Below are 19,376 nucleotides of genomic sequence, written 5' to 3'. Positions count from 1 at the left end.
CGGCTCTACTCATTCTAATGCACCGTCCTGGGAAAAAACAACACCCAAACAGCCTTTCCCCTCGGCCGCCAGGGCGTCGCGGTAGACCGCCAGGATCCGCCGCACCATCCGGTCGTGGGTAAAAAGGTGCCGCACGCGTTCGCCGGCTGCGGCCGCCATGACTTGCGCTCCCGCCCGGTCCCGCAGAGTGTCCGCCACCGCCTGAGCCAGCGCCTCCGGATCACCGGCCGGCACCAGCCGGCCCGTCCGGCCGTCCTCCACAACTTCCGGCACCCCCCCGACCTTGGTGGCCACCACCGGGCATCCGACGGCCATCGCCTCGAGCACCACCAGCGGCAGGCCCTCGGTGACCGAAGGGAGCACAAATACGTCGAACAATTGCAAGAGGCCGGCCACGTCCGGGCGGTGTCCCAGAAACCGCGTGTCCACCCCGAGTGCCCGGGACATTTTCTCGAGCGGTGCCTTTAGTGGCCCGTCGCCGGCGATCACCAGAGCGACCGGACGGCCCTCGTCTCGCAACACGGCCGCGGCCCGCAAGAGGTATTCCACCCCTTTTTGCGGAGCGAGGCGCGCTGCGGTACCCACCACCGGACGGTCCGCCGGCAGTCCGAGTTCCCGGCGCAGCGCCTCCGCCTCTCCGGAACGTGGGACCGGTTGGTCGATCCCGTTGTACACGGTCACCGCCCGGTCCGGCCGCACCAGTCCGAGTTCAAGCAACTCGGCGCGCACGTGTTCCGCGACGCAGATTATCCGGTGGGACCACCGGAGCACGGCTTTCTGCGCCGCGATTCCGGCGCGCTGCCGCCACACGCCCCCCAGCCTAATTGACCCGTGCATCGTCACCACCACCGCCGGCACTCCGGCGAGGCGCCCCGCCGGGCAGGCCGCCAGCGCCGCCGCGGCCGCGTGAGCATGCAGCACCGTCACCTGGTGGGTCCGGGCCAGTCGGACCAGGTGTCGCAGGGCACCGATCTGTCGGTCCACCCGAAGGCCGGGTTCAATCCACACCGGTGCCACCGCCAGCCCCTCCTTCCGGAAGGCGGCGAGCAGGGGTGCGGGACCGGCCACCAGTACCTTCAAGCCTAGCCTATGCATTCCGCGCGCCAGGGCCAGGAGGTGGTTTTTCATGCCCCCGTCCGCGGGCCTGATGACGTGCAACACGTCGAACCGCTCGGCCAACCTATCGCCCTCCTTTTCGCGGCAACGTCTGTCTCCTATTTGCCCGCCCACCGGCCGGCGTATTCTCACCGGAGGCGGACACGAAGGTGAACCCGGACCGTTCCACGGGCGGCTGGGGACTGCGCGTCGACCCCCGGAAATTCGAGTGGCAGATGGCCTACCTGTCTTCCCGCGGCTACAACGCCATCGCCCCGGACCAACTCTGGGCGCACCTGGATCATGGCGCGCCCCTGCCCCCGAAGCCGGTGCTCATCACCTTGGACGACGGGTACCGCGACAACTACGTCTGCGCCTACCCGATCATGCGCGAGTACGGGTTTGTGGCCACGGTCTTCGTGGTGGCCAACGCGGTGGGAGGAACCAATTACTTCGACGCCGACACGCAGCCCGTGAATGTAATGTTGAGCTGGGACGAAATCCGGACCCTGGCTGCGGCCGGCTGGACCATTGGCGCCCACACCCTGGACCATCCCCAATTGACCGCCGTCGAGCCCGCCCGGGCCGAGCGCGAAGTGCGCGGCGCGCGCGACGCCTTGGCGAAAGAGCTCGGCCTTCCCGTGCACCACTTCTGCTACCCGTACGGGGATTTCAACGACCACACGGTCCGAACAGTAGTCGAGGCCGGATACCGGCTGGCCTTCACCACCGTGCAGGGCCGGGTCGAGGCCGGTGACGATCCTCACACCGTCAAGCGCCTGCGGGTGACCGGCCGCACCACCCGGGCCCAGTTCGTGCGCCTCCTCGAAGCCGAACACCCGGACTTCCTCACCCGGCTTGCGAGCGGCCAGCCTTCCGGCCCCGGGAGTTCGCAACAAGAAAACTCCCCTCTTTCAGGGGAGCCTTGGCCGGATTAGACGCAATTCACCGGGCTAGTGTTCCAGGATCGCCTCGGTCGGGCAGCCTTCCATGGCCTCGTGGGCACATTCCTCCAGGTCGTCGGGCACTTCATCCTTGACCGCCACCGCCTTGTCCTCGTGGCCCCAGTCGAACACCTCCGGGCACATTTCGATGCACACCCCGCAGCTGATGCAGAGTTCCGGATCGACTTCCACCTGCAAAGCCAGACACCTCCTACCGTTTGGGAAAACTTCATGGCTAGTCTGGCGTGCACCGGCGGAAAGTATGCAGGCCGCACAAGGTCGCGGCCCGCTCCACCCGGACGCGGGCCGCTCCCCAGTTCTAAGCTTTATGGGTTCAGGAGAGCTAGTAATTGGCCAGGAACTCATCCATTATGTCGACGCTTCCCCTTTCCACCACCAGGTCGAAGATCTTGTCCTTGATGTCCCTCGGCAACTGCTCGATGCTCTTCGTGGTCGCGCTGTCAAACTTGGCCGTCGGGAAGACCGCCAGCACCTTGTCCCGCTGCGCGGCGGTGCACGGCACGCGGAGCACTTTGAGACCGGCGAACGCCTCCTCGGGCAGGTCGCCCAGCTTCACCGCCTGCAGCTTGGCGAACCTTTCCTCGTTGATCCACACGTTGATCGGGAAGGTCTCCTCGTGATGGGTCATCTTCTTTGAATACCTCCTTAACTAAACTAACTAGAGTTCAAGCGGCGGCACCGTGAACAGCGGCTGCCTCTGCGCCAGGTACTGGTCGTTCACGTAAGCAGAACCAAAGCCGTATTTTTCTGCCGTTTCCAGGATGATGTCGAACACTTCGGGGCGGAAGATGATCCGCGGCGGCTTCACGCCGTCCTGGATGATGCTCCGGACTACCGTGCCGCTGAAGTTCTGCCGCTCCTTGGTGTGCCCACAGAGCCCGCTGTAGGTCACCTCGCCGCACACCGGGCAGTACCACCACTCCAGCACCCGGATCGGGGTGATGCGCAGGTCCTCCTTGGAGATGGTGTCGAAAATGCGGTGCGCGTCGTAGGGATCGTAGTAACTGCCCACGCCGGCGTGGTCGCGGCCGAACATGTGGTGGGTGATGCCCAGGTTGGTCCGGACGATGGCGTGGAAAATGGCTTCCTTCGGGCCGGCGTAACGCATATCCCACATAATGATCGACGTGAGGTGCACGTCCTCCCGGAAGTAGCCGTACTTTCTCAGGGCATCGTGGGTGAGTACGATCGCTTCATCGATATAGTCGCCCTTACGCTTCTCGCCCATGACCGCGCTGACCACGACCCCGGTGATGGTCTTCTCCACCGGCTGGTCGGCGTGGCAGGCGATCCAGGAATGCTTCATCAGCCACTCGTGGCCGCTGTGGGGCACGTTGCGGGTCTGGTGGGCGACGCACCGCTCCCAGCCCTTCTCCGCGATCTTGGCCCGCATCTGCCGCGGGGTCAGGAAGAACGCGTCATAAGGCTCGTTCATCTTCGGGGGGTTGACCAGGGTGACTTTCCCGCCGATGAACCGGTCGGCGTACCGGTAAGTCCGGGCGCAGCCCGGGTGCTTGTCGTCCTCGGTGCCGTAGATCTTCGCGGCCATCTTCTTCAGATCGTAGTCGAAGATTTCCTCCACGTCCAACGTGGCAAACGGCTGGTTCTGGCACATCAAGAGGAGAGTGTCCCCCTCTTTGATGCCCTTGGCGGCGATTTCCTCACTCGACATATCAAAGACGATGGGGATAGACCATACGACTCCGTTGGCCAGGCGCATATTCTCGACTACGCCGTCCACGTCGGCCTTGGTCATAAAACCCTCCAGTGGAGTAAAGAACCCATAGGAAATCATGATCACTTCTCGCGCGATCTGGTCCCGGATAGGAATCTGGGTGAGGCCGCGGATCTTTTCCACTGCCTCCTTTGGATCCACTACGCGTTCGACAATTTCTTTTCCACCGTGCCCGATCAAACTCATGCCTCTTCTCCTTTCCCTTTGCGAATATTTGCTCCCGTCACTGCACACACGTTGGTTTGGGGAATAAATCATAGCAAAAACTAGAAAACATCACCTCCCAAGTGGATTAGCGCGTGCGGAGTCGATAATTTGCGCTTTTTGTCACTTATTGATGTATACACATACGCTTGTTCTAAGAATCACTATACCAAACTCCAGGGGCTCGGTCAAGACACATTGAGCAACTTTGACCAACTAACGAGACATGGTGCCATGCTGACGCTAAACACCGGCCTGGCACAACTATTGGGCCAAAACATCAGACGGCTTTGCTGCCTGTCAGTTATACCCTGCTCCAGCGTTAATTGGCAGGCACGCCTCGTTATGTCACGCACAATACCTCGTGCTAGTGAAGGCGTGCCCTTTCTAAGACTCTCTATAGTCTCGTTTCTTCTGAGGCCGGGCATACGGCCTAGTAATGCTGCACCCGCAGCCGCCTGCTTACAATAGACCACCTCCCGTCAACGATCCAACAGGAGGTGGCACAATCCTAGAAACGGTTCAATGAATAGGTGCTTACTCGTTCAAGATCAGCACTTCGTCTGCCAGTAAACCGCTTTCCAGGTGCGGCCTACGTCACTGGACGGACTGTATTCGCTTGTTGAGTGTCTGGGTCATGCGGCTGAGACTATCAGCGAGGGCACTCATTTCTTGGACCATCGCCGTATTCTCCTGGGTGACCGCGGAGAGATTCTGTATCCCCAATCCCAGTTGCCCTGTAGCTGTGGCAACCTCTTGCGCCTGCCGGGCCAGGCCTTGGACTGCTCCCGTGATTCCGGTAAAGGCCTCGGTGGTTTCCCGTGTCAACCGCACTCCCTCCGCGATGGTTTTCAAATTGTTCTTCATATTCTTGTTGGCTGTTTCAGCCTCCGTTTCTATTTCCTTGGCAATCACCAGGATTTCGTCAGCGGTCCGGGCCGACTGCTCGGCCAGCTTGCGAATTTCGTCGGCCACCACCGCGAACCCTCGGCCGTGTTCCCCAGCCCGGGCGGCCTCGATAGCGGCGTTCAAAGCCAGCAGATTGGTCTGATCGGCGATGTGCGTGATCGCGCCCACAAATTCGGTAATCTGATGCGCACGTTTGCCAAACGCCAAAACATTCTTGGCCGCCTCGGCATTGGTGCGGTTTATTGAACCCATCTGATTCCGTACCGTCTCGATCACGTGTTCCCCGTTCACCGCGATTTCGGTGGCTTGGCGGGAGTGTCTTACCACATCTTCCGCCAGTGCCGCGACGTTGCCCACTGTCGTGGCCATTTCGTTGGCGGTCTCAGCCGCACTTGCAGTCGAGGCGGCGTACTCCTGCGCGTGCTCGGCCAGTTCTTTGGCAGTCCGCTGCACCTGCTCGCTCACCTCAGTTGCAGCCTGGAAGGTCTGATCAAAGCGGTCGAGCAGCCGGTTGAAGGTCCGGAACAACTCACCCCACTCATCTTCTCTCTCCACGTCAATCCGGACAGACAGATCCCCATCGGCCGCCTGAAGCATCTTATCCCGGAACCGGTTAAGTGTACGGCTGTTACTTCCGGACACTGACAGCCCAAGGACCACCGCCAGGAATAGCAAGGCCCCGCCGCCGATGTAGGGGTCCGCCACATACTGCCAGTAACCGAAATAGGTTAGTCCTCCAACAATCGCCCCCGCAACAGCCATAGCGATTCCTGCCGCTCCCAGACGATACCACCACATTGGATTGCCTCCCCGCTATTGATTTCAGGGGCACGCTGCTGGTACCGGATACAAGTGCAGAAGTACGGAAAACGCACAGAGGACGAAGATGGCCGAACAATGCTGGATATTATTCTCTTACCCCTAATTGGTTTTTCGTTAAATACGTTCGAAACTTTACGGCTGATGCGATTCTTTCTCCGACAAACAGGGGGCGTAAGTCACCAACGCCAACCTGGCACGGGAGAGACAGTGCCCGATGAAAACATTGTGCCTTCGTCAACTGGGATTGCGCATTGCTCCCCGCGGAGGGTGTTAACACAGGGGGTACATCGGCAAAACAAGCGGCCAAGAAACCAGAAAACCGCAAGCTTTTTAATGTACCGAGAGCTTGCGGATTAATTCTCTGGTCGGAGCGACAGGACTCGAACCTGCGGCCTCTACCACCCCAAGGTAGCGCTCTAGCCAAGCTGAGCTACGCCCCGACTTCGTTTATGTTTTTCATTCTAACCCATCACATGGTCGGCGTCAAGTAAGCCGTGGTTTTTGCAGGGCTGACGCATGCGGCCGGAAGCTGAGCTCCAGAATGGCAATACACGGCATACCGCTGCCCGGACACGCAGCCGCGTGCGGCCGGAAGCGTACGCGGCTGCCGGCGCCCACGGCGCCAAACGGTTTTGCGCTGGCTTTCTTCCCAGTCCCGCAGAAGAGGGCCCGCTTTCCGGACTTATTCCGAAAGCGGGCCCTTCTAAGCGGCTTTTTGTGACTATTTCTTGCCTTCCTTGATCTTCGCCAGCATCTCGGGGGTTAGGTCTTCATAAGCGTGCTTCTTGATCTCAACCTTCTCCGCCGTCCGGTAGTACTCCTCCAGGATGGCCAGGACTTCGGGGCGGCCGAACTCCTTCGGCAACTCCGCGCCTTCCTGCATGGCCCGGCGGAACTGGGTGCCGGAAACGATCACCCGATCTTCCTTGCCGTGCGGGCAGGTCATCAGGGAAGCCATGCTCTCGCACTTGTAGCAGTAGAAGGTCCAGTTGATCTTCATGGGACCGAGTTCCAGGGCACCCGGCCACAGTTCGTCAAAGATGGTCTGGGCGTCGAACGGGCCGTAGTAGCTGCCCACGCCGGCGTGGTCGCGGCCGACGATCAGGTAGCGGCAACCGAAGTTCTGGCGGAAGACGGCGTGCAGCAGGGCCTCACGCGGGCCGCCGTAGCGCATCTCCATCGGGTACACCGCAAGGGCGATGTTTTCCCGCGGGAAGTAATTGTCCACCAGGGCCTCGTAGCACTTCACCCGGGTCTCGCCGGGGATGTCGCCGGCTTTCAGCGCGCCCACGATGGCGTGGATCATGGCACCGTCAACAAACCCGCTCTCCAGGGCGAACTTGACCAGATACTCGTGGGAGCGGTGCATCGGGTTGCGGGTCTGGAAGGCCACCACCCGCGACCAGCCTTTGCTTTCGAAGAGCGCCCGGGTCTGGGCCGGGTACAGATAGTATTTCGGGTAGATCTCGTGGTACTTGCCCTCGTTGAGCGCCTTGATCGGGCCACCGAGGTTATACTCGCCCTGGGCGAAGGTCTTCGCCACACCCGGATGTCCCTCGGCGTCGTCGGTCTTGAACACTTCCTTGGCCTGGGCCATTTTGTCGATCTGGTAGATCTCTTCTATATTCATGGTCGCGTACAGCTCGCCGGACTCGCGGTCAATCAGGGCGACGTCGCTGCCTTCCTTGATACCGGAGGCTTCAAGTTCGGCGGCGGATATGGAGAGGGTGACCGGCATCGGCCACATGGTGCCGTCGGGGAGCTTGAGATCGAATACGCAACCCTGCCATTCGGCTTTGTTCATGAAGCCCTTCAGCGGGGTGAACGCACCCATGCCGAGCATCAGGATATCCGAGGTTTCCATAGAGGTCATGTAGACCTTCGGGAGACTTGCCGCGCGGGCGATTTCGGCTTCACGCGCCTCGCCCTCCAGGAAAAGGGGCATCAACTTTTTCTCCGGACCATGCGGGTTTGGTAGTGCCATAAGTGTTTCCCTCCTAAAAAAATATGTGTTAAAAGCCAGACCATCCCGTGATATTCCACGTCGTAGAATTATTCTCTTTTGGTGGTGTTTCACCTCCTTGCAAAAATTACGTCTCCTGGGAGGCAAGTCCTCTCCTTACCCGCACCCCAGAAGCGGTATCTATCTCCTGGTTGTCGGCGGACTGGTAATCGGTTTCGTCTCACCGCAACCGAAACGGCCGGTTTTATGCCGGTCCGCCGGCGGGCGCCTCGCCCAGGTTGAACTTCATGTGTAGCGCCCGGACCGCCCGCTCGATTTCCTCCCGGCTGATCACGCAGGACACCTTGATTTCGGAAGTGCTGATCATGGCGATGTTTATGCCCGCCTCGGCCAGCCCCTCGAACATTGTCGCCGCGACCCCGGGGTAAGAGACCATTCCCGCGCCCACGATCGAAACCTTGGCCAGGGTGTCGTTAAAGGTGATCCCCTTGGCGCCGACCAATCCCTGGATGCGGTGCACGGCCTCCAGCGCCCGGGACAGGTCGTCCCGGCTCACCGTGAAGGCGATGTCGTTCCGCCCGTCGCGCATCGCACCCTGGATGATCATGTCCACGTTGATGTTGGACCGGGCCAGCTCGCGGAAGATCCTCGAGGCGATCCCCGGACGATCCTCAACGTCGAACAGGCTGATCTTGGCGATGTTTACGTCGTGGGCCACCCCGCTCACTACCGCCGCCTTCTCCAAATCACCGACCTCCTTTATAAGCGTCCCCGGCCCGTCGTTGAAGCTCGACCGAACCACCAGGGGCACCCCGTACAGCTTGGCCAGCTCTACGGCCCGCGGGTGTAGCACGACCGCCCCGAGGCTGGCCAGCTCCAGCATTTCGTCGTGGGAAATAACGTCCAGTTTCCGAGCTTCGGGCACCAGGCGCGGATCGGCGGTATACACGCCGTCCACGTCGGTATAAATCTCGCAGACCTCGGCCCCCAAGGCTGCGGCTAGCGCCACCGCCGTGGTATCCGAACCGCCCCGCCCCAGAGTGGTGATTTCGCCGTCGGGGGTAACCCCCTGAAAGCCGGCCACTACCACAACCCGCCCCCGGTCCAGTTCGGACCGCAGCCGGGCAGTGTCTATGTCGACGATTCTTCCTTTGGTGTGTATACCATCGGTGGTGATCCCGGCCTGGGCGCCGGTCAGCGAAATCGCATCACAGTCCTTCGCCTGCAGCGCCATGGTCAAAAGAGCGATTGACACCTGCTCACCGGTAGCCATCAGCATGTCAATTTCCCGGGGTGAGGGGTTCCGGGTGACCTCGCGCGCCAGGGCTAGTAACTCGTCGGTGGTGTCGCCCATCGCTGAGACCACCACCACGACCCGGTGTCCATCCTGAACCGCACCCTTGATCCGGGCGGCGACACGGGCGATCCGCCCGGGGTCAGCCACCGAAGTGCCCCCAAATTTCTGCACTACGAGCATATCGCGCCTCCGTCCGCAGTCTCCACCGTACACGCGCCCTCTCGGTCCGGCACCAGGGTCGGCGTCCACGCCGACAGCCCGAGTTTGCCCAGAGCCTCCCGCATCCCCGCGGCGATGGGAACCGCTTTTTCGGGATCGTTCGTCAGAGCGATCACGGTGGGTCCGGAACCGCTCAGCGCCGCCCCTAGAGCGCCCGCTTTCAGGGCGGCGCCAATAACGCCGGTCAATCCGGGAACGAGGTGTTCCCGATACTTTTGGTGCAGGCGGTCGGCCATGGCGGAGGCCAAAAACTCGAACCGCCCCTCCGTCAGGGCCCCGACCAGGAGCGCCACCCGCCCCAGATTGAACACCGCATCCGCAAACGGAACCTCGCGCGGCAGAACCGCCCGGGCCCGGGAGGTGTAAACGTTGACGGCGGGGACGGCGGCCACCGCCAAGAGTCCGGCGGGTGGCTCCAGGCGCAGACCGAGCGCCGCCGTGCCGTCCGGGACGACCACGGTCAGGCCCCCGAGCAATGCGGGGGCGACGTTGTCGAGGTGTCCGTCCATTTCCCCGGCCAGATTCAAGAGTTCACTACTTGAAAGCCGGCTCCCCGAAAGGGCGTTGGCGGCGACCAGCCCGCCGACCACTGCCGCCGCACTGGAACCGAGCCCGCGAGCGGGGGGAATATTATTCGTCAGGCGAAGGCTCAGGCCAGCCGGGTGCGCCCGGTTCAGATCAAACACCCGCCGCGCCGCCCGGAGCGTCAGGTTGGATTCGTCCGTCGGAATCTCGGAAGCCCCTTCACCCTGGACGGTGACTTCCGAGCCCTCCGGCACAACTTTCATTTCCACGAAGTTATACAGTCCGAGGGCCAAACCCAGGCAGTCGAAGCCTGGGCCCAGGTTTGACGACGTCGCCGGCACCCGGACAATCACTTTGCGGCCGCTCAACTATCGCCCTCCACCCTGATCACGTTGCAGATCCTCTCCACCACGTCCAACCCGGTCAGTCCGGCCAAGGCGTCGCGCAGGTTCTGTTCGGCCACTTCGTGTGTGACCAGGACCAGTTCAGCCTTGGTCCCCTCGCTGTGTTTCTGAGTCACCGCGGCCAGGCTGACCTGGTTATCCCCGAACACCCGCGCGATCTGTGCCAGCACGCCGGGCCGGTCCACGACCCGGAGACGTAGGTAATTCTTGCAGCGGACCCGCCCCATCTCCTTGAGCGGGCGCTCTTCGAAGCAGGTGCAGCTGATGATTCCGGGAACCCGGTGCACGATGTTCCGGGCCGCGTCCATGATGTCGGCCACCACCGCACTCGCCGTCGGCAAGGCCCCGGCGCCGCGGCCGTAAAACATGGTCTCCCCGACCGCGTCACCGCGGACGTAAATAGCGTTGAAAACGTCGTTGACGGCGGCCAACGGGTGCTGCCGCGGCAAGAGCGCCGGGTGCGTCCGGACCTCGATACCCTCGGGGGTATCTTTGACGATCCCCAGGAGCTTGATCACGTAGCCGAGTTCAGTGGCATAAGTGATATCTTCGGCGGTAATTCGCGAAATTCCTTCAACGTACACGGCCGGGAACGAGATCCGGGTGTTGAAGGCGATAGAGGCCAGAATCGCCGTTTTTCGGGCCGCGTCGTAACCCTCCACGTCGTTGGTCGGATCGGCCTCCGCGTAGCCGAGCGCTTGCGCCTCCTGCAGCACGGTCTGGAAATCGGTTCCTTCCGCGGTCATCCGGGTAAGCATGTAGTTCGTGGTCCCGTTCAGAATACCCATCACCGCTTCAATCCGGTTTGCGGCCAGACATTGTTTCAGGACCCGGATGATCGGGATGCCGCCGGCCACGCTGGCTTCGAACAGGAGGTCGCTCTTGCCCTCGCGGGTAAGATCGAAAAGCTCCTTCCCGTGTTCCGCCATCATGTCCTTGTTGGCGGTGACCACGCTCTTCCCCCGTTTGAGGGCGCGGCGTACGTAGTCGAAAGCCGGCCCCGTGCCGCCCATGACCTCCACCACAATCTGTATGGTGTGGTCGTCCAGAATGTCTTCCGGCCTATCGGTCAGAACACCGGGGGGCAGGGACAACCCCCGGTCGCGGCCTACATCCCGGACCAGAATACCGGCGACCTCAAGCCGCACACCGGTTTTGCGTGCGATGAGATCGGCATTTTTCTGCAAAACCCGATAAACGCCGCCGCCGACCGTACCCAGACCCAGAAGGCCGATCTTGATGACCCTCTCGCTCACTGGCCGTTTCCTCCTCCGTAAGGCGAAGCCGCTGCCGTGTTTTTCTATTACTTCTCCATCCTTTTGCGGTTTTCCTCTTGTCAGGGGCTTTTTGTGTGCTTGTGTCTGCAAGTGCAATAATACTTAATGTAAACTAATAAGATATAAAATTAAGATATAAAACGGTACCTTGGATGAGGTGAACAGGCATGGGTGTGGACGAGGGCCGGGGCTTTGTCCCGGCGTACCTGAAGTTGGGATTGGAGAATTTGAGGCGGCGGGCCGGACAGGCCTACCGGGAGCTCAAGAGCTGCCGGCTGTGTGCCCGGGAGTGCGCGGTGAACCGCTTGCTGAACGAGACCGGAATCTGCCGGGCCGGACGGCTGGTGATGATTTCGAGTTACGGCCCGCATTTCGGCGAGGAGGCGCCGCTCGTGGGGCGGCACGGTTCGGGCACCGTATTCTTGACCCACTGCAACTTGAAATGTGTTTTCTGCCAGAATTACGACATCAGTTGGGAGGCGCACGGCGAACCGATCACCGTCCGGAAGCTGGCTTCCATTCTGCTCAGCCTGCAAAACAGGGGCTGCCACAACGTCAACTTCGTCAGCCCCACCCACTACGTGCCGCAGATCATCGCGGCCCTTTATCTCGCCGCCCGCGACGGGTTGCGGCTCCCGGTGGTCTACAACACCGGCGGCTACGACTCGCTGAAGACGCTGGTGCTGCTTGACGGCATCGTGGACATTTACATGCCGGACGTGAAGTACATGGACAGCGACACGGCCAAACGCCTGTCGGGGGTGGAAGACTATCCTCGCGTGGCCAAGGCCGCCGTCCGGGAGATGCAGCGCCAGGTGGGCGACTTGGTGACGGACCGGGACGGGATCGCCACCCGGGGTCTTTTGGTGCGGCACCTCGTGCTGCCCGGCGGCCTGGCGGGCACCGCCGAATTGGTCGATTTTCTGGCTAGGGAAATCTCCCCGGACTGTTTCATCAACATTATGGCCCAGTACCGCCCGGCCTATCGCGCGCAGCAGTTCCCGCCTCTGGACCGGCGTCCCACCCGGGATGAGATCCTTGAAGCAATCCACCTGGCGCGCGGCCGCGGCCTGCGTGTCTACACCTAAAAAAGGGGCCAGGCCCCTTTTGGGGGCGCGTATTAGGCGCCGGTGGTGCGCCGGGCCAAGAGGGTGGATATCCGTACTGCCACCCGCACCAGAGGGTGGTTTGCGATCTTCTGAAGCCGCCGGTACTCTTCCCTCGCTCGCACCACTTCCTCTTGCATGAACCGGACAGAACGTTGCAGGTCTTCCCCGGCTTCTAGGGCATCGCGGAGATCGTGCTGCATCCGGTCGATCTCTTCGCGCAAGGCCTTCTCCCTGCGGGCGGCCGCGAACCGTTCCTTCTCCGCCCGGCTTTTCAGTTCAATGATCTCGCCCTGGAGTTCGGCTACGCGGGTGCTTTGTTCCTCCTTCAGCTGAGCGAGCTCGCTTTTCTGTTCCCGGGTCCGTTCGCGGAACTGTTGGAGCTTGCTGAACATCCCCTCCAGGTTGTTCTGAGTCGCCTCCAGTGACTCCCGAAGACGATGGTTTTCCTCCTGGGAGTCGCGGGCCCGCTGTACCCAGAGGCGGCACTGGTGCAGGATGCTGTTGGCTTTCGACTCCAATTTCCGCACCTGGTCCTGGTAATAGAGAATCTCCTTCTTGCGCAGGGACAGCAGCAGGTCTTTTTCAGAAAGCAGGGTGGCCAGGTGGTCCCGCTGGTCGCGGACGATGACGTGCTGGGCGACAGCTGCGGCCGCCTCTCTCTGAGCGGAGCCCACTTCTTCAAGCTGGGCCTGCACCTGCTGGTACTTCCGGTACCACTGCTCGCGTTCCCACTGCCAGCGTTTCTTCTGATCGCGCAAAATGCTCAGGTACTTTTTCATAACGTCTTCGTAAGCCCGGTGGGCGGACTGGTTGTAGGTCCAAACGCTGTCGCCCTGCAGTTCGAAGTACGGAAATTTGCGCAGCAGGGCCTCCACCGAAGCCTCGGTAGCCAGGCGCCACTTGTTTACCACGGTTACGATCTGGGGTAGGGAGAGGCCCGCCGGGTGCAGGCGGAGAGCCTTAATGATGAGGTGATTCAAGGGATAGTTTTCGGTCTCGGTGTCCCATTCGGTCAGGCCCCACATCCCGTTAGTCAACTGGACGAACCGCCCGTCCTGGATCAGGTTCGCCTCTTCCGCAATCATGCGTTTGAACTTCTTTTTCTTGTTTCCGCCAGCGCTGACCGCCTCCCAGAGGGTCAAGGCCTCCCCCCGCTTGAGGAGTAGGTGGTAAAACTGATCGTTTTCGCGGTTGCCCTCGAGGTTAAGCCTCCATAGACGGTCCTCTCCCTGCTTGAAGCCAGCGTGCTGCTTCAGGCAGAGCAGCACTTTCTCCTCAATCTGGCTCAGGGAATAGTCCTGCAGCATTTTCCGCCGCACGTAAGGCGCCAGTTCCTTGGCGGACATAGCTTCAAAGAAGAATAGCGTCTTCTTCAGTACATCGGTCAACGAATGTAGGGTCCCGCTCACCGGTACACTCACCTTCTCCCTTCATTTGCTATGGCTCCCAGGTCTTTACAGATAAATACCCCATCGACCCGGTAAACCCTGCGGGAGAAGGTAAAATTTTTTTAGGAGTTTTTAGCGCAAACTGTAGTTCGGCGCCTCCTTGGTGATGGTCACGTTGTGGGGATGGCTCTCGCGCAAGCCGGCGGGCGTGATCCGCACGAAGTTGGTGTTCCGCTTCAGTTCCTCAATGGTCCGCACCCCGCAGTAGCCCATGCCGGAGCGCAAGCCGCCCACTAATTGGTAAACGGTTTCGGACAGGGGGCCCTTGAAGGGTACGCGCCCCTCCACCCCCTCGGGCACCAGCTTAGCGGCACCTTCCTGGAAATAACGGTCCTTGCTGCCCTCGTTCATGGCTCCCAGTGAACCCATTCCCCGGTACACCTTATAACTCCGACCCTGGAAGATTTCAATCTCCCCCGGGCTCTCCTCGGTGCCGGCTAAAAGGCTTCCGATCATGACCACGTCGGCCCCGGCGGCGATCGCCTTCACAATGTCCCCGGAGTACTTCACACCCCCGTCGGCGATAATGGGCACGCCGTGTTTAACCGCTTCGTTGGCACAGTTGTGAACGGCGGTGATTTGCGGCACCCCGACGCCGGCGATGATTCGGGTGGTGCAGATGGAACCTGGTCCGATGCCTACCTTCACCGCGTCCGCCCCAGCCAGGATCAGGTCCCGTGTCGCCTCGCCGGTGGCCACGTTCCCGGCGATCACGCAAAGGTCCGGGTACTTGTTCTTGATCACCGAAACGGCCTGGATGACCCGCCGGGAATGGCCATGCGCGGTGTCTACCACGATGGCGTCCACCTTGGCCTCCACCAGGGCATCGACCCGGTGCAGGAAATCACGGGACACACCCACCGCGGCCGCCACCCGCAGGCGTCCCTGGGGGTCTTTCGCCGAACGCGGGTACTTGTGCGCTTTCTCGATGTCCTTGATGGTGATCAAGCCGCGCAGGTTGTACTCCTCGTCCACCAGGGGCAGTTTCTCGATCTTGTAGCGGCGCAGGATTTCCTTGGCCTCTTCCAGGGTGGTGCCCACCGGCGCGGTGATCAAATTCTCACGGGTCATTACCTGCTCAATCGGTTGGTTGAAATCGGTAACGAACCGAAGGTCCCGGTTGGTAATAATTCCCACCAGCTTCCCGTTTTCCGTAACCGGCACACCGGAGATCCGGTACCTTCCCATCAGCGTGTTGGCCTCGCTGATCAGGTTATGCGGCGCTAGGTAAATGGGATCGGTGATCACGCCGTGTTCGGAGCGTTTCACCTTGTCCACTTCGAGGGCCTGCTTCTTGATGCTCATGTTCCGGTGGATGACGCCTATGCCGCCCTCACGGGCCATAGCGATTGCCAGCCGCGCCTCAGTCACCGTATCCATGCCGGCGCTCATCAGGGGAATATTCAGAGCTATGTTGCGGGTCAGCCTGGTCGCGGTGTCCACTTCCGACGGCAGCACCTCCGAGGCTGCGGGCACCAGCAACACGTCGTCAAATGTCAAGCCTTCCTGGATAAACCTTTCGGGATGCACAACAACCCGCCTCCTAAACGTTGATTGCCGATCATTATAGCACAGGAGAAACGGGCTGCCAATCGAGCCTGTCAGTCGTCGAGCCCTTTTCAAGCCTGACCCTGGACCGAGTCCACCCCGTAGCGCATGAAATGCTCCCGCAGGTTGGCCACGGTGTCCACCGGCACCCCGAAGGCGCCAGCCATCTCCGCATCGCTCCGTCCCTGGCGCAAAGCGTCAATGAAACGGTTGAAGTCAATGCCCACTTCCTCGGTCTTGAGTTTTAAGCTGGGCTGCGTGCTCCAGGGCGCCCGCGACCAGGCTTCCCTCCGGTCAATCCTCATCCGTGCCCAAGGCCTCCCTTCTACCGGCATGCGGTATGTCCCGGACCGAACCCTCCGCGCCGGCTTTGTACCCCCTAGGTTCCCCCACGCCCCGGGATTTCATAAGCCGGCTCCGGGAAAACCCGGAATTAAATTACGGAGATGAAAGCGCCACCAACTCCTTTGGGCTCGGACGGAGCCTTCAGGCGCTGACGTAGCGAATCACCGCAAGCGTAGCCTGAGAAGCCTCGGACTATGTTCCGAGGAGTCGTCACCTGAACGGCCCGCTCAGTTCGCGGGGTTTGAATTCCTCGGGCCGGTCCATGGCCCTCTGGCTAAATCCTATGCACGGAAGAAACGAGAAAAAAACCCCGCAATGAAGCGGGTCGGCAAATGCCGACTGAGGAAAAAGGGACTGGAAAAAGGGAACTGTCCCCTTGTTCAGGGTCGGTTGGGGTAGGGAAGCACCCGGTTCTCCCAGGTGCGCAGCACCAGACGCTGGTCATTATGATCCACCACGTATGAAGGCGTGACCGGGGTCTTGCCGTAGCCGCCGGGAGCGTTGATGATGTACGTGGGCACCGCCAGACCGGAAGTGTAACCACGCAGTTGTTCCATGATCGCCAGCCCTTCCTCGACCGGGGTGATGAAGTGACTGGTGCCCCGCACCGGCTTGGCGTGAAAGATATAGTAGGGCCGCACGCGGGCACGAAGAAGTTCGTGGTTGAGCTTCTTCATTACGTGCGGGTCGTTGTTGATCCCCTTCAACAGCACGGCCTGGTTGCCAAGAACCACCCCTGCCCGCACCAGTCGGTCGCAAGCCTGGACCGCCTCGGGCGTCACCTCCAGCGGGTGGTTGAACTGCGAGTTGATGTAGATCGGCGGGTACCGCTCCAGGACGGCACACAGTCCCGCTGTGATCCGCTGCGGCAGGGTCACCAGCGCCCGGGTTCCCAGCCGCTTAATCTCGACGTGCGGGATGGAGTGCAGCTCGCCCAGGAGCCAATCCAGCACCGTGTCGCTCAAAAGCAGCGCGTCACCTCCAGTGATCAGCACGTCGCGGATCTCGGGGTTCTCCCGGATGTACTGCAGGGCGGCTTCCAGCACCCGCCGCGGCTGATGCCGGTCCACCTCCCCGATGTTTCGCCGCCGCTGGCAGTGGCGGCAATACATCGCGCATTGATTAGTGACATTGATAATCAGCCGGTCTGGATATCGCCGGGTGATGCCGGGCACGGGAGACGTTAACCGTTCCGCCATGGGGTCGGTCGTGCCGCGGGCATCGGTGATCTCCGCCGTCGACGGCACGGCCTGAGCCCAGATCGGCCCTTTGACCCCCCCCACCGCCATCACGGCGGCGTAGTACGGGGATACGGCCCAGCGGTACTGCCGGGAGACCTTATCAATATCGTGAATATCGTCCCGGTTCAGTTCCATGAACCGGGCCAGCACCTCGACCGTCGTGATTCTTTTGCGCATCTGCCAACGCCAGTCCAGCCACTCTTCCCCGGTCCCGCCCAAAAGCTTCAACAGCCGCTGCTTGTGAAACTCGATTTCTTCGGCCCACTCGCGACCGCTCAAGATAAAGTCCTTGACTGCCAGGTAGTCGGAAATACGGTCTTTAAGTTCCCTGGCCCGCTTCAGAGCCTGCTTTTGCCCCTCATCCAAGGACAAGCCGCGCTCCAGACTGTCGATAGCCATTTGTTCACCCCCCCCGCAAGAAACTTTGCCCGATAAACAAAAACCCCGGAGCTTCTGGTTCCGGGGAAGATGCACAAACGATAACCCGTTCTAAGACCCTGACGGGCATTGTCAGCCGGCCATCTTCCCACGCTTGCGAGGTTAGCTGACGGGTTCGGGTCGAAAGATAACCCTATCCGGCGGTATGCCGGGATTCACCCCAGTAAGTGGTTCCCCCGCTTCCCGGACTCTTCCCGGGAACTCAGCGCTCTATGAATATACTATACACTCCGGCCCGGGCCGATGTCAAACAACTATACAGTTTTTGGCATTGAGCTTAAAGATGGCAGGTGTCGTTGAAAAGCAAAAGCTGCGCGCGGTCGGACCCGAAAAGTTCAATGATTGTGAGGGCGGCGTTGTCTTGGCGCAGTCGCCAGTACTGATTGAGGTCCATCCGCATCAGGCGGGCCACACTGGCCCGGATCGAACCACCGTGGGCAGCCACCAATACCTGGTCGTCAGGATGGCGTGCGGCAATGATTTGCAGCGCCCGGACGCAGCGGTCGGCCACCTCGTTCAGGGTCTCACCCCCCGGCAGCCGGGTTTCCAACGGTCGAGACCACCACTTTCGGGAAATGTCGGGGTATAAATTGATAATCTCCTCCCGGGTCAACCCCTCCCAATCACCGAAGTTAATCTCGCGTAATTCTGCCATCCGCTGCACCTCAGCCCCGTGTGGCTCCGCCAGGATGCGAGCGGTGTCGTACGCCCGGCGCAAGTCGCTGGAGTAGAAGCCGGCAAACCGCTGGTTCTTCAACCGCCGGGCCAGTGCCCGCGCCTGCTCGATTCCTAAGTCACTCAGGGATATATCCGCGTGACCCTGATAACGGAGCGCATGATTCCACAGTGTTTCACCGTGCCGCACCAAGAATAACTTGCAGCCCACGGAAATCCTCCTTAAAAAAATTTATAGAAAGGACCACACCGGACTGAGGTATCAAAAACGGTACCTGAGTCAATCAGCCTGGGCTTCCCGCACCTTGCGCACCAGTTCGTCAATCAGGTGCGGTAATGGTTCGGACTTCAAGCCCACAATGGTGGTTCTCCCCGGAATCAAGGGCAACAAGATTTTGGCAGCGGCGCTCTGGGCGATGGCTTCGGCCATTTTGGGGGTGAGTTCCCCCAGCATGGAATTGGGCACAACTATACTGATCGGGCCGACAATGAGGTCCACTCTCCCAGCATTCAACACGACGGCGTTTTCCCCGCTCGCGCCCTCGTTCGCCCCGGCCCGCAGCATTACCGCCGTAGCCAGAGCGTTCGTGCCTAGAGCGAGAATCTCTGTCCCTTCGGGGAGTTCCTTTCTGAGTTTTTCCGTGATGTGCTTACCAATGCCGCCCCCCTGGCCGTCAACGACCGCAATACGCACCCGCTCCCACCTCTGCCCTGAATTATAGCATACGTGGGGAGAGAAAAAAAAGAGACCCGAACCGGCCCTGTCCTGTAATGTCATGTGTTGGGGCTTGTGCCATTAACTGAGGTTATTAACAGTTTTTCCATTATGTGCATAGTTTTGTGGATAAGCTGTTTAATGCCTCGATTTCTCACCACTGATCATTTGTAGACGGGACTCAAGCTCGTAAATCTGCCGGTTCTTTTGGAGGAGGTTCTGGGCATACTGGTGGTTGGCACGCATCAACCGACGATTCTCCCGTTCGAGGCGTTCCAGGAAAGTGGCCTTCTCCTGCTCCTGTTTTTCCAAAAGCAGCATCAGTACCCTCCGGCTCAACCGCAGCTGGAGCAGTTTATCCTCGAGTTCACGTACCCGCTGCTCCAGACGGCCAATATCATACAGCATCCTGCAGACCCCCAAAACTCAGTGTTTACGTATA

Annotated in this window: 18 protein-coding genes, 1 tRNA gene and 1 riboswitch; of the genes, 2 read left to right on the top strand and 17 right to left on the bottom strand. The window is 60.7% G+C overall.

Annotated features, from left to right (window positions below; translation table 11 throughout):
• Positions 1-9: 9 nt before the first annotated feature.
• Positions 10-1,179 (bottom strand): glycosyltransferase family 4 protein, encoded by a 1,170-nt coding sequence (locus DAUD_RS05455; protein ID WP_012302180.1) that lies wholly within the window; start codon positions 1,177-1,179, stop codon positions 10-12.
• An 86-nt stretch (positions 1,180-1,265) separates the two neighbouring features.
• Between DAUD_RS05455 and DAUD_RS05450 the strand changes: the two genes are divergently transcribed.
• Positions 1,266-2,033 carry a polysaccharide deacetylase family protein gene (locus DAUD_RS05450; protein WP_012302179.1) on the top strand — a complete coding sequence of 256 codons (768 nt, stop codon included), beginning with the start codon at positions 1,266-1,268 and terminating at the stop codon, positions 2,031-2,033.
• Positions 2,034-2,048: 15 nt separating this feature from the next.
• On the opposite strand, the gene DAUD_RS05445 is transcribed toward DAUD_RS05450, so the two are convergent.
• The 9 genes from DAUD_RS05445 to DAUD_RS05405 form a co-directional block, all read right to left on the bottom strand.
• Positions 2,049-2,231 (bottom strand): ferredoxin, encoded by a 183-nt coding sequence (locus DAUD_RS05445; RefSeq protein WP_408609610.1) that lies wholly within the window; start codon positions 2,229-2,231, stop codon positions 2,049-2,051.
• A gap of 151 nt (positions 2,232-2,382) precedes the next feature.
• Positions 2,383-2,688, bottom strand: a complete 306-nt coding sequence (locus DAUD_RS05440; protein WP_012302177.1) for a DUF6955 family protein — start codon at positions 2,686-2,688, stop codon at positions 2,383-2,385.
• 30 nt (positions 2,689-2,718) lie between these two features.
• The gene (gene sat / locus DAUD_RS05435) at positions 2,719-3,981 is read right to left on the bottom strand and encodes a sulfate adenylyltransferase (protein ID WP_012302176.1); all 1,263 of its coding nucleotides are present in this window, start codon (positions 3,979-3,981) and stop codon (positions 2,719-2,721) included.
• A 615-nt stretch (positions 3,982-4,596) separates the two neighbouring features.
• Positions 4,597-5,706, bottom strand: coding sequence for a methyl-accepting chemotaxis protein (locus DAUD_RS05430; RefSeq protein WP_012302175.1), 1,110 nt, complete (start codon positions 5,704-5,706; stop codon positions 4,597-4,599).
• Between the two features lie 386 nt (positions 5,707-6,092).
• Positions 6,093-6,170: transfer RNA gene (locus DAUD_RS05425), tRNA-Pro, on the bottom strand.
• Positions 6,171-6,451: 281 nt separating this feature from the next.
• A complete protein-coding gene (gene sat, locus DAUD_RS05420) occupies positions 6,452-7,714 on the bottom strand; it encodes a sulfate adenylyltransferase (protein WP_012302174.1) in 1,263 nt (420 codons plus the stop codon).
• 223 nt (positions 7,715-7,937) lie between these two features.
• Positions 7,938-9,170 (bottom strand): aspartate kinase, encoded by a 1,233-nt coding sequence (locus tag DAUD_RS05415; RefSeq protein WP_012302173.1) that lies wholly within the window; start codon positions 9,168-9,170, stop codon positions 7,938-7,940.
• A complete protein-coding gene (thrB, locus tag DAUD_RS05410; protein WP_012302172.1) occupies positions 9,161-10,102 on the bottom strand; it encodes a homoserine kinase in 942 nt (313 codons plus the stop codon). The genes DAUD_RS05415 and thrB overlap by 10 nt, the downstream gene beginning before the upstream one ends.
• A complete protein-coding gene (locus DAUD_RS05405; protein ID WP_456298446.1) occupies positions 10,099-11,379 on the bottom strand; it encodes a homoserine dehydrogenase in 1,281 nt (426 codons plus the stop codon). The genes thrB and DAUD_RS05405 overlap by 4 nt, the downstream gene beginning before the upstream one ends.
• Before the next feature lie 203 nt (positions 11,380-11,582).
• Here DAUD_RS05405 and DAUD_RS05400 point away from each other — a divergent pair, with 203 nt between their 5' ends.
• The gene (locus tag DAUD_RS05400; protein WP_012302170.1) at positions 11,583-12,503 is read left to right on the top strand and encodes a radical SAM protein; all 921 of its coding nucleotides are present in this window, start codon (positions 11,583-11,585) and stop codon (positions 12,501-12,503) included.
• Between the two features lie 32 nt (positions 12,504-12,535).
• Here DAUD_RS05400 and DAUD_RS05395 read toward each other — a convergent pair whose 3' ends face one another.
• The 7 genes from DAUD_RS05395 to DAUD_RS05365 all read right to left on the bottom strand — a co-directional run bounded on the left by DAUD_RS05395 (position 12,536) and on the right by DAUD_RS05365 (position 19,342).
• Entirely contained in the window at positions 12,536-13,933 is a 1,398-nt protein-coding gene (locus tag DAUD_RS05395; RefSeq protein WP_041570839.1) for a phage-shock protein, read from the bottom strand.
• Between the two features lie 111 nt (positions 13,934-14,044).
• Positions 14,045-15,502, bottom strand: a complete 1,458-nt coding sequence (gene guaB, locus DAUD_RS05390; RefSeq protein WP_012302168.1) for an IMP dehydrogenase — start codon at positions 15,500-15,502, stop codon at positions 14,045-14,047.
• 89 nt (positions 15,503-15,591) lie between these two features.
• Entirely contained in the window at positions 15,592-15,825 is a 234-nt protein-coding gene (locus DAUD_RS05385) for a histidine kinase (RefSeq protein ID WP_041570838.1), read from the bottom strand.
• 420 nt (positions 15,826-16,245) lie between these two features.
• Positions 16,246-17,505 (bottom strand): glutamate 2,3-aminomutase, encoded by a 1,260-nt coding sequence (gene eam / locus DAUD_RS05380; RefSeq protein WP_012302166.1) that lies wholly within the window; start codon positions 17,503-17,505, stop codon positions 16,246-16,248.
• Positions 17,506-17,620: 115 nt separating this feature from the next.
• A riboswitch (cyclic di-AMP (ydaO/yuaA leader) is annotated at positions 17,621-17,762 on the bottom strand.
• 59 nt (positions 17,763-17,821) lie between these two features.
• The gene (locus DAUD_RS05375) at positions 17,822-18,430 is read right to left on the bottom strand and encodes a histidine phosphatase family protein (protein WP_012302165.1); all 609 of its coding nucleotides are present in this window, start codon (positions 18,428-18,430) and stop codon (positions 17,822-17,824) included.
• Positions 18,431-18,499: 69 nt separating this feature from the next.
• Entirely contained in the window at positions 18,500-18,913 is a 414-nt protein-coding gene (locus tag DAUD_RS05370) for a DUF3842 family protein (RefSeq protein ID WP_012302164.1), read from the bottom strand.
• Between the two features lie 159 nt (positions 18,914-19,072).
• Positions 19,073-19,342, bottom strand: coding sequence for a hypothetical protein (locus DAUD_RS05365; protein WP_012302163.1), 270 nt, complete (start codon positions 19,340-19,342; stop codon positions 19,073-19,075).
• Positions 19,343-19,376: the final 34 nt, after the last annotated feature.

Source organism: Candidatus Desulforudis audaxviator MP104C, assembly GCF_000018425.1.
Lineage (GTDB): Bacteria > Bacillota > Desulfotomaculia > Desulfotomaculales > Desulforudaceae > Desulforudis > Desulforudis audaxviator.
The sequence above is the reverse complement of the archived record's forward strand: the minus strand, read 5'-3'. Positions and strand labels throughout refer to the sequence as shown.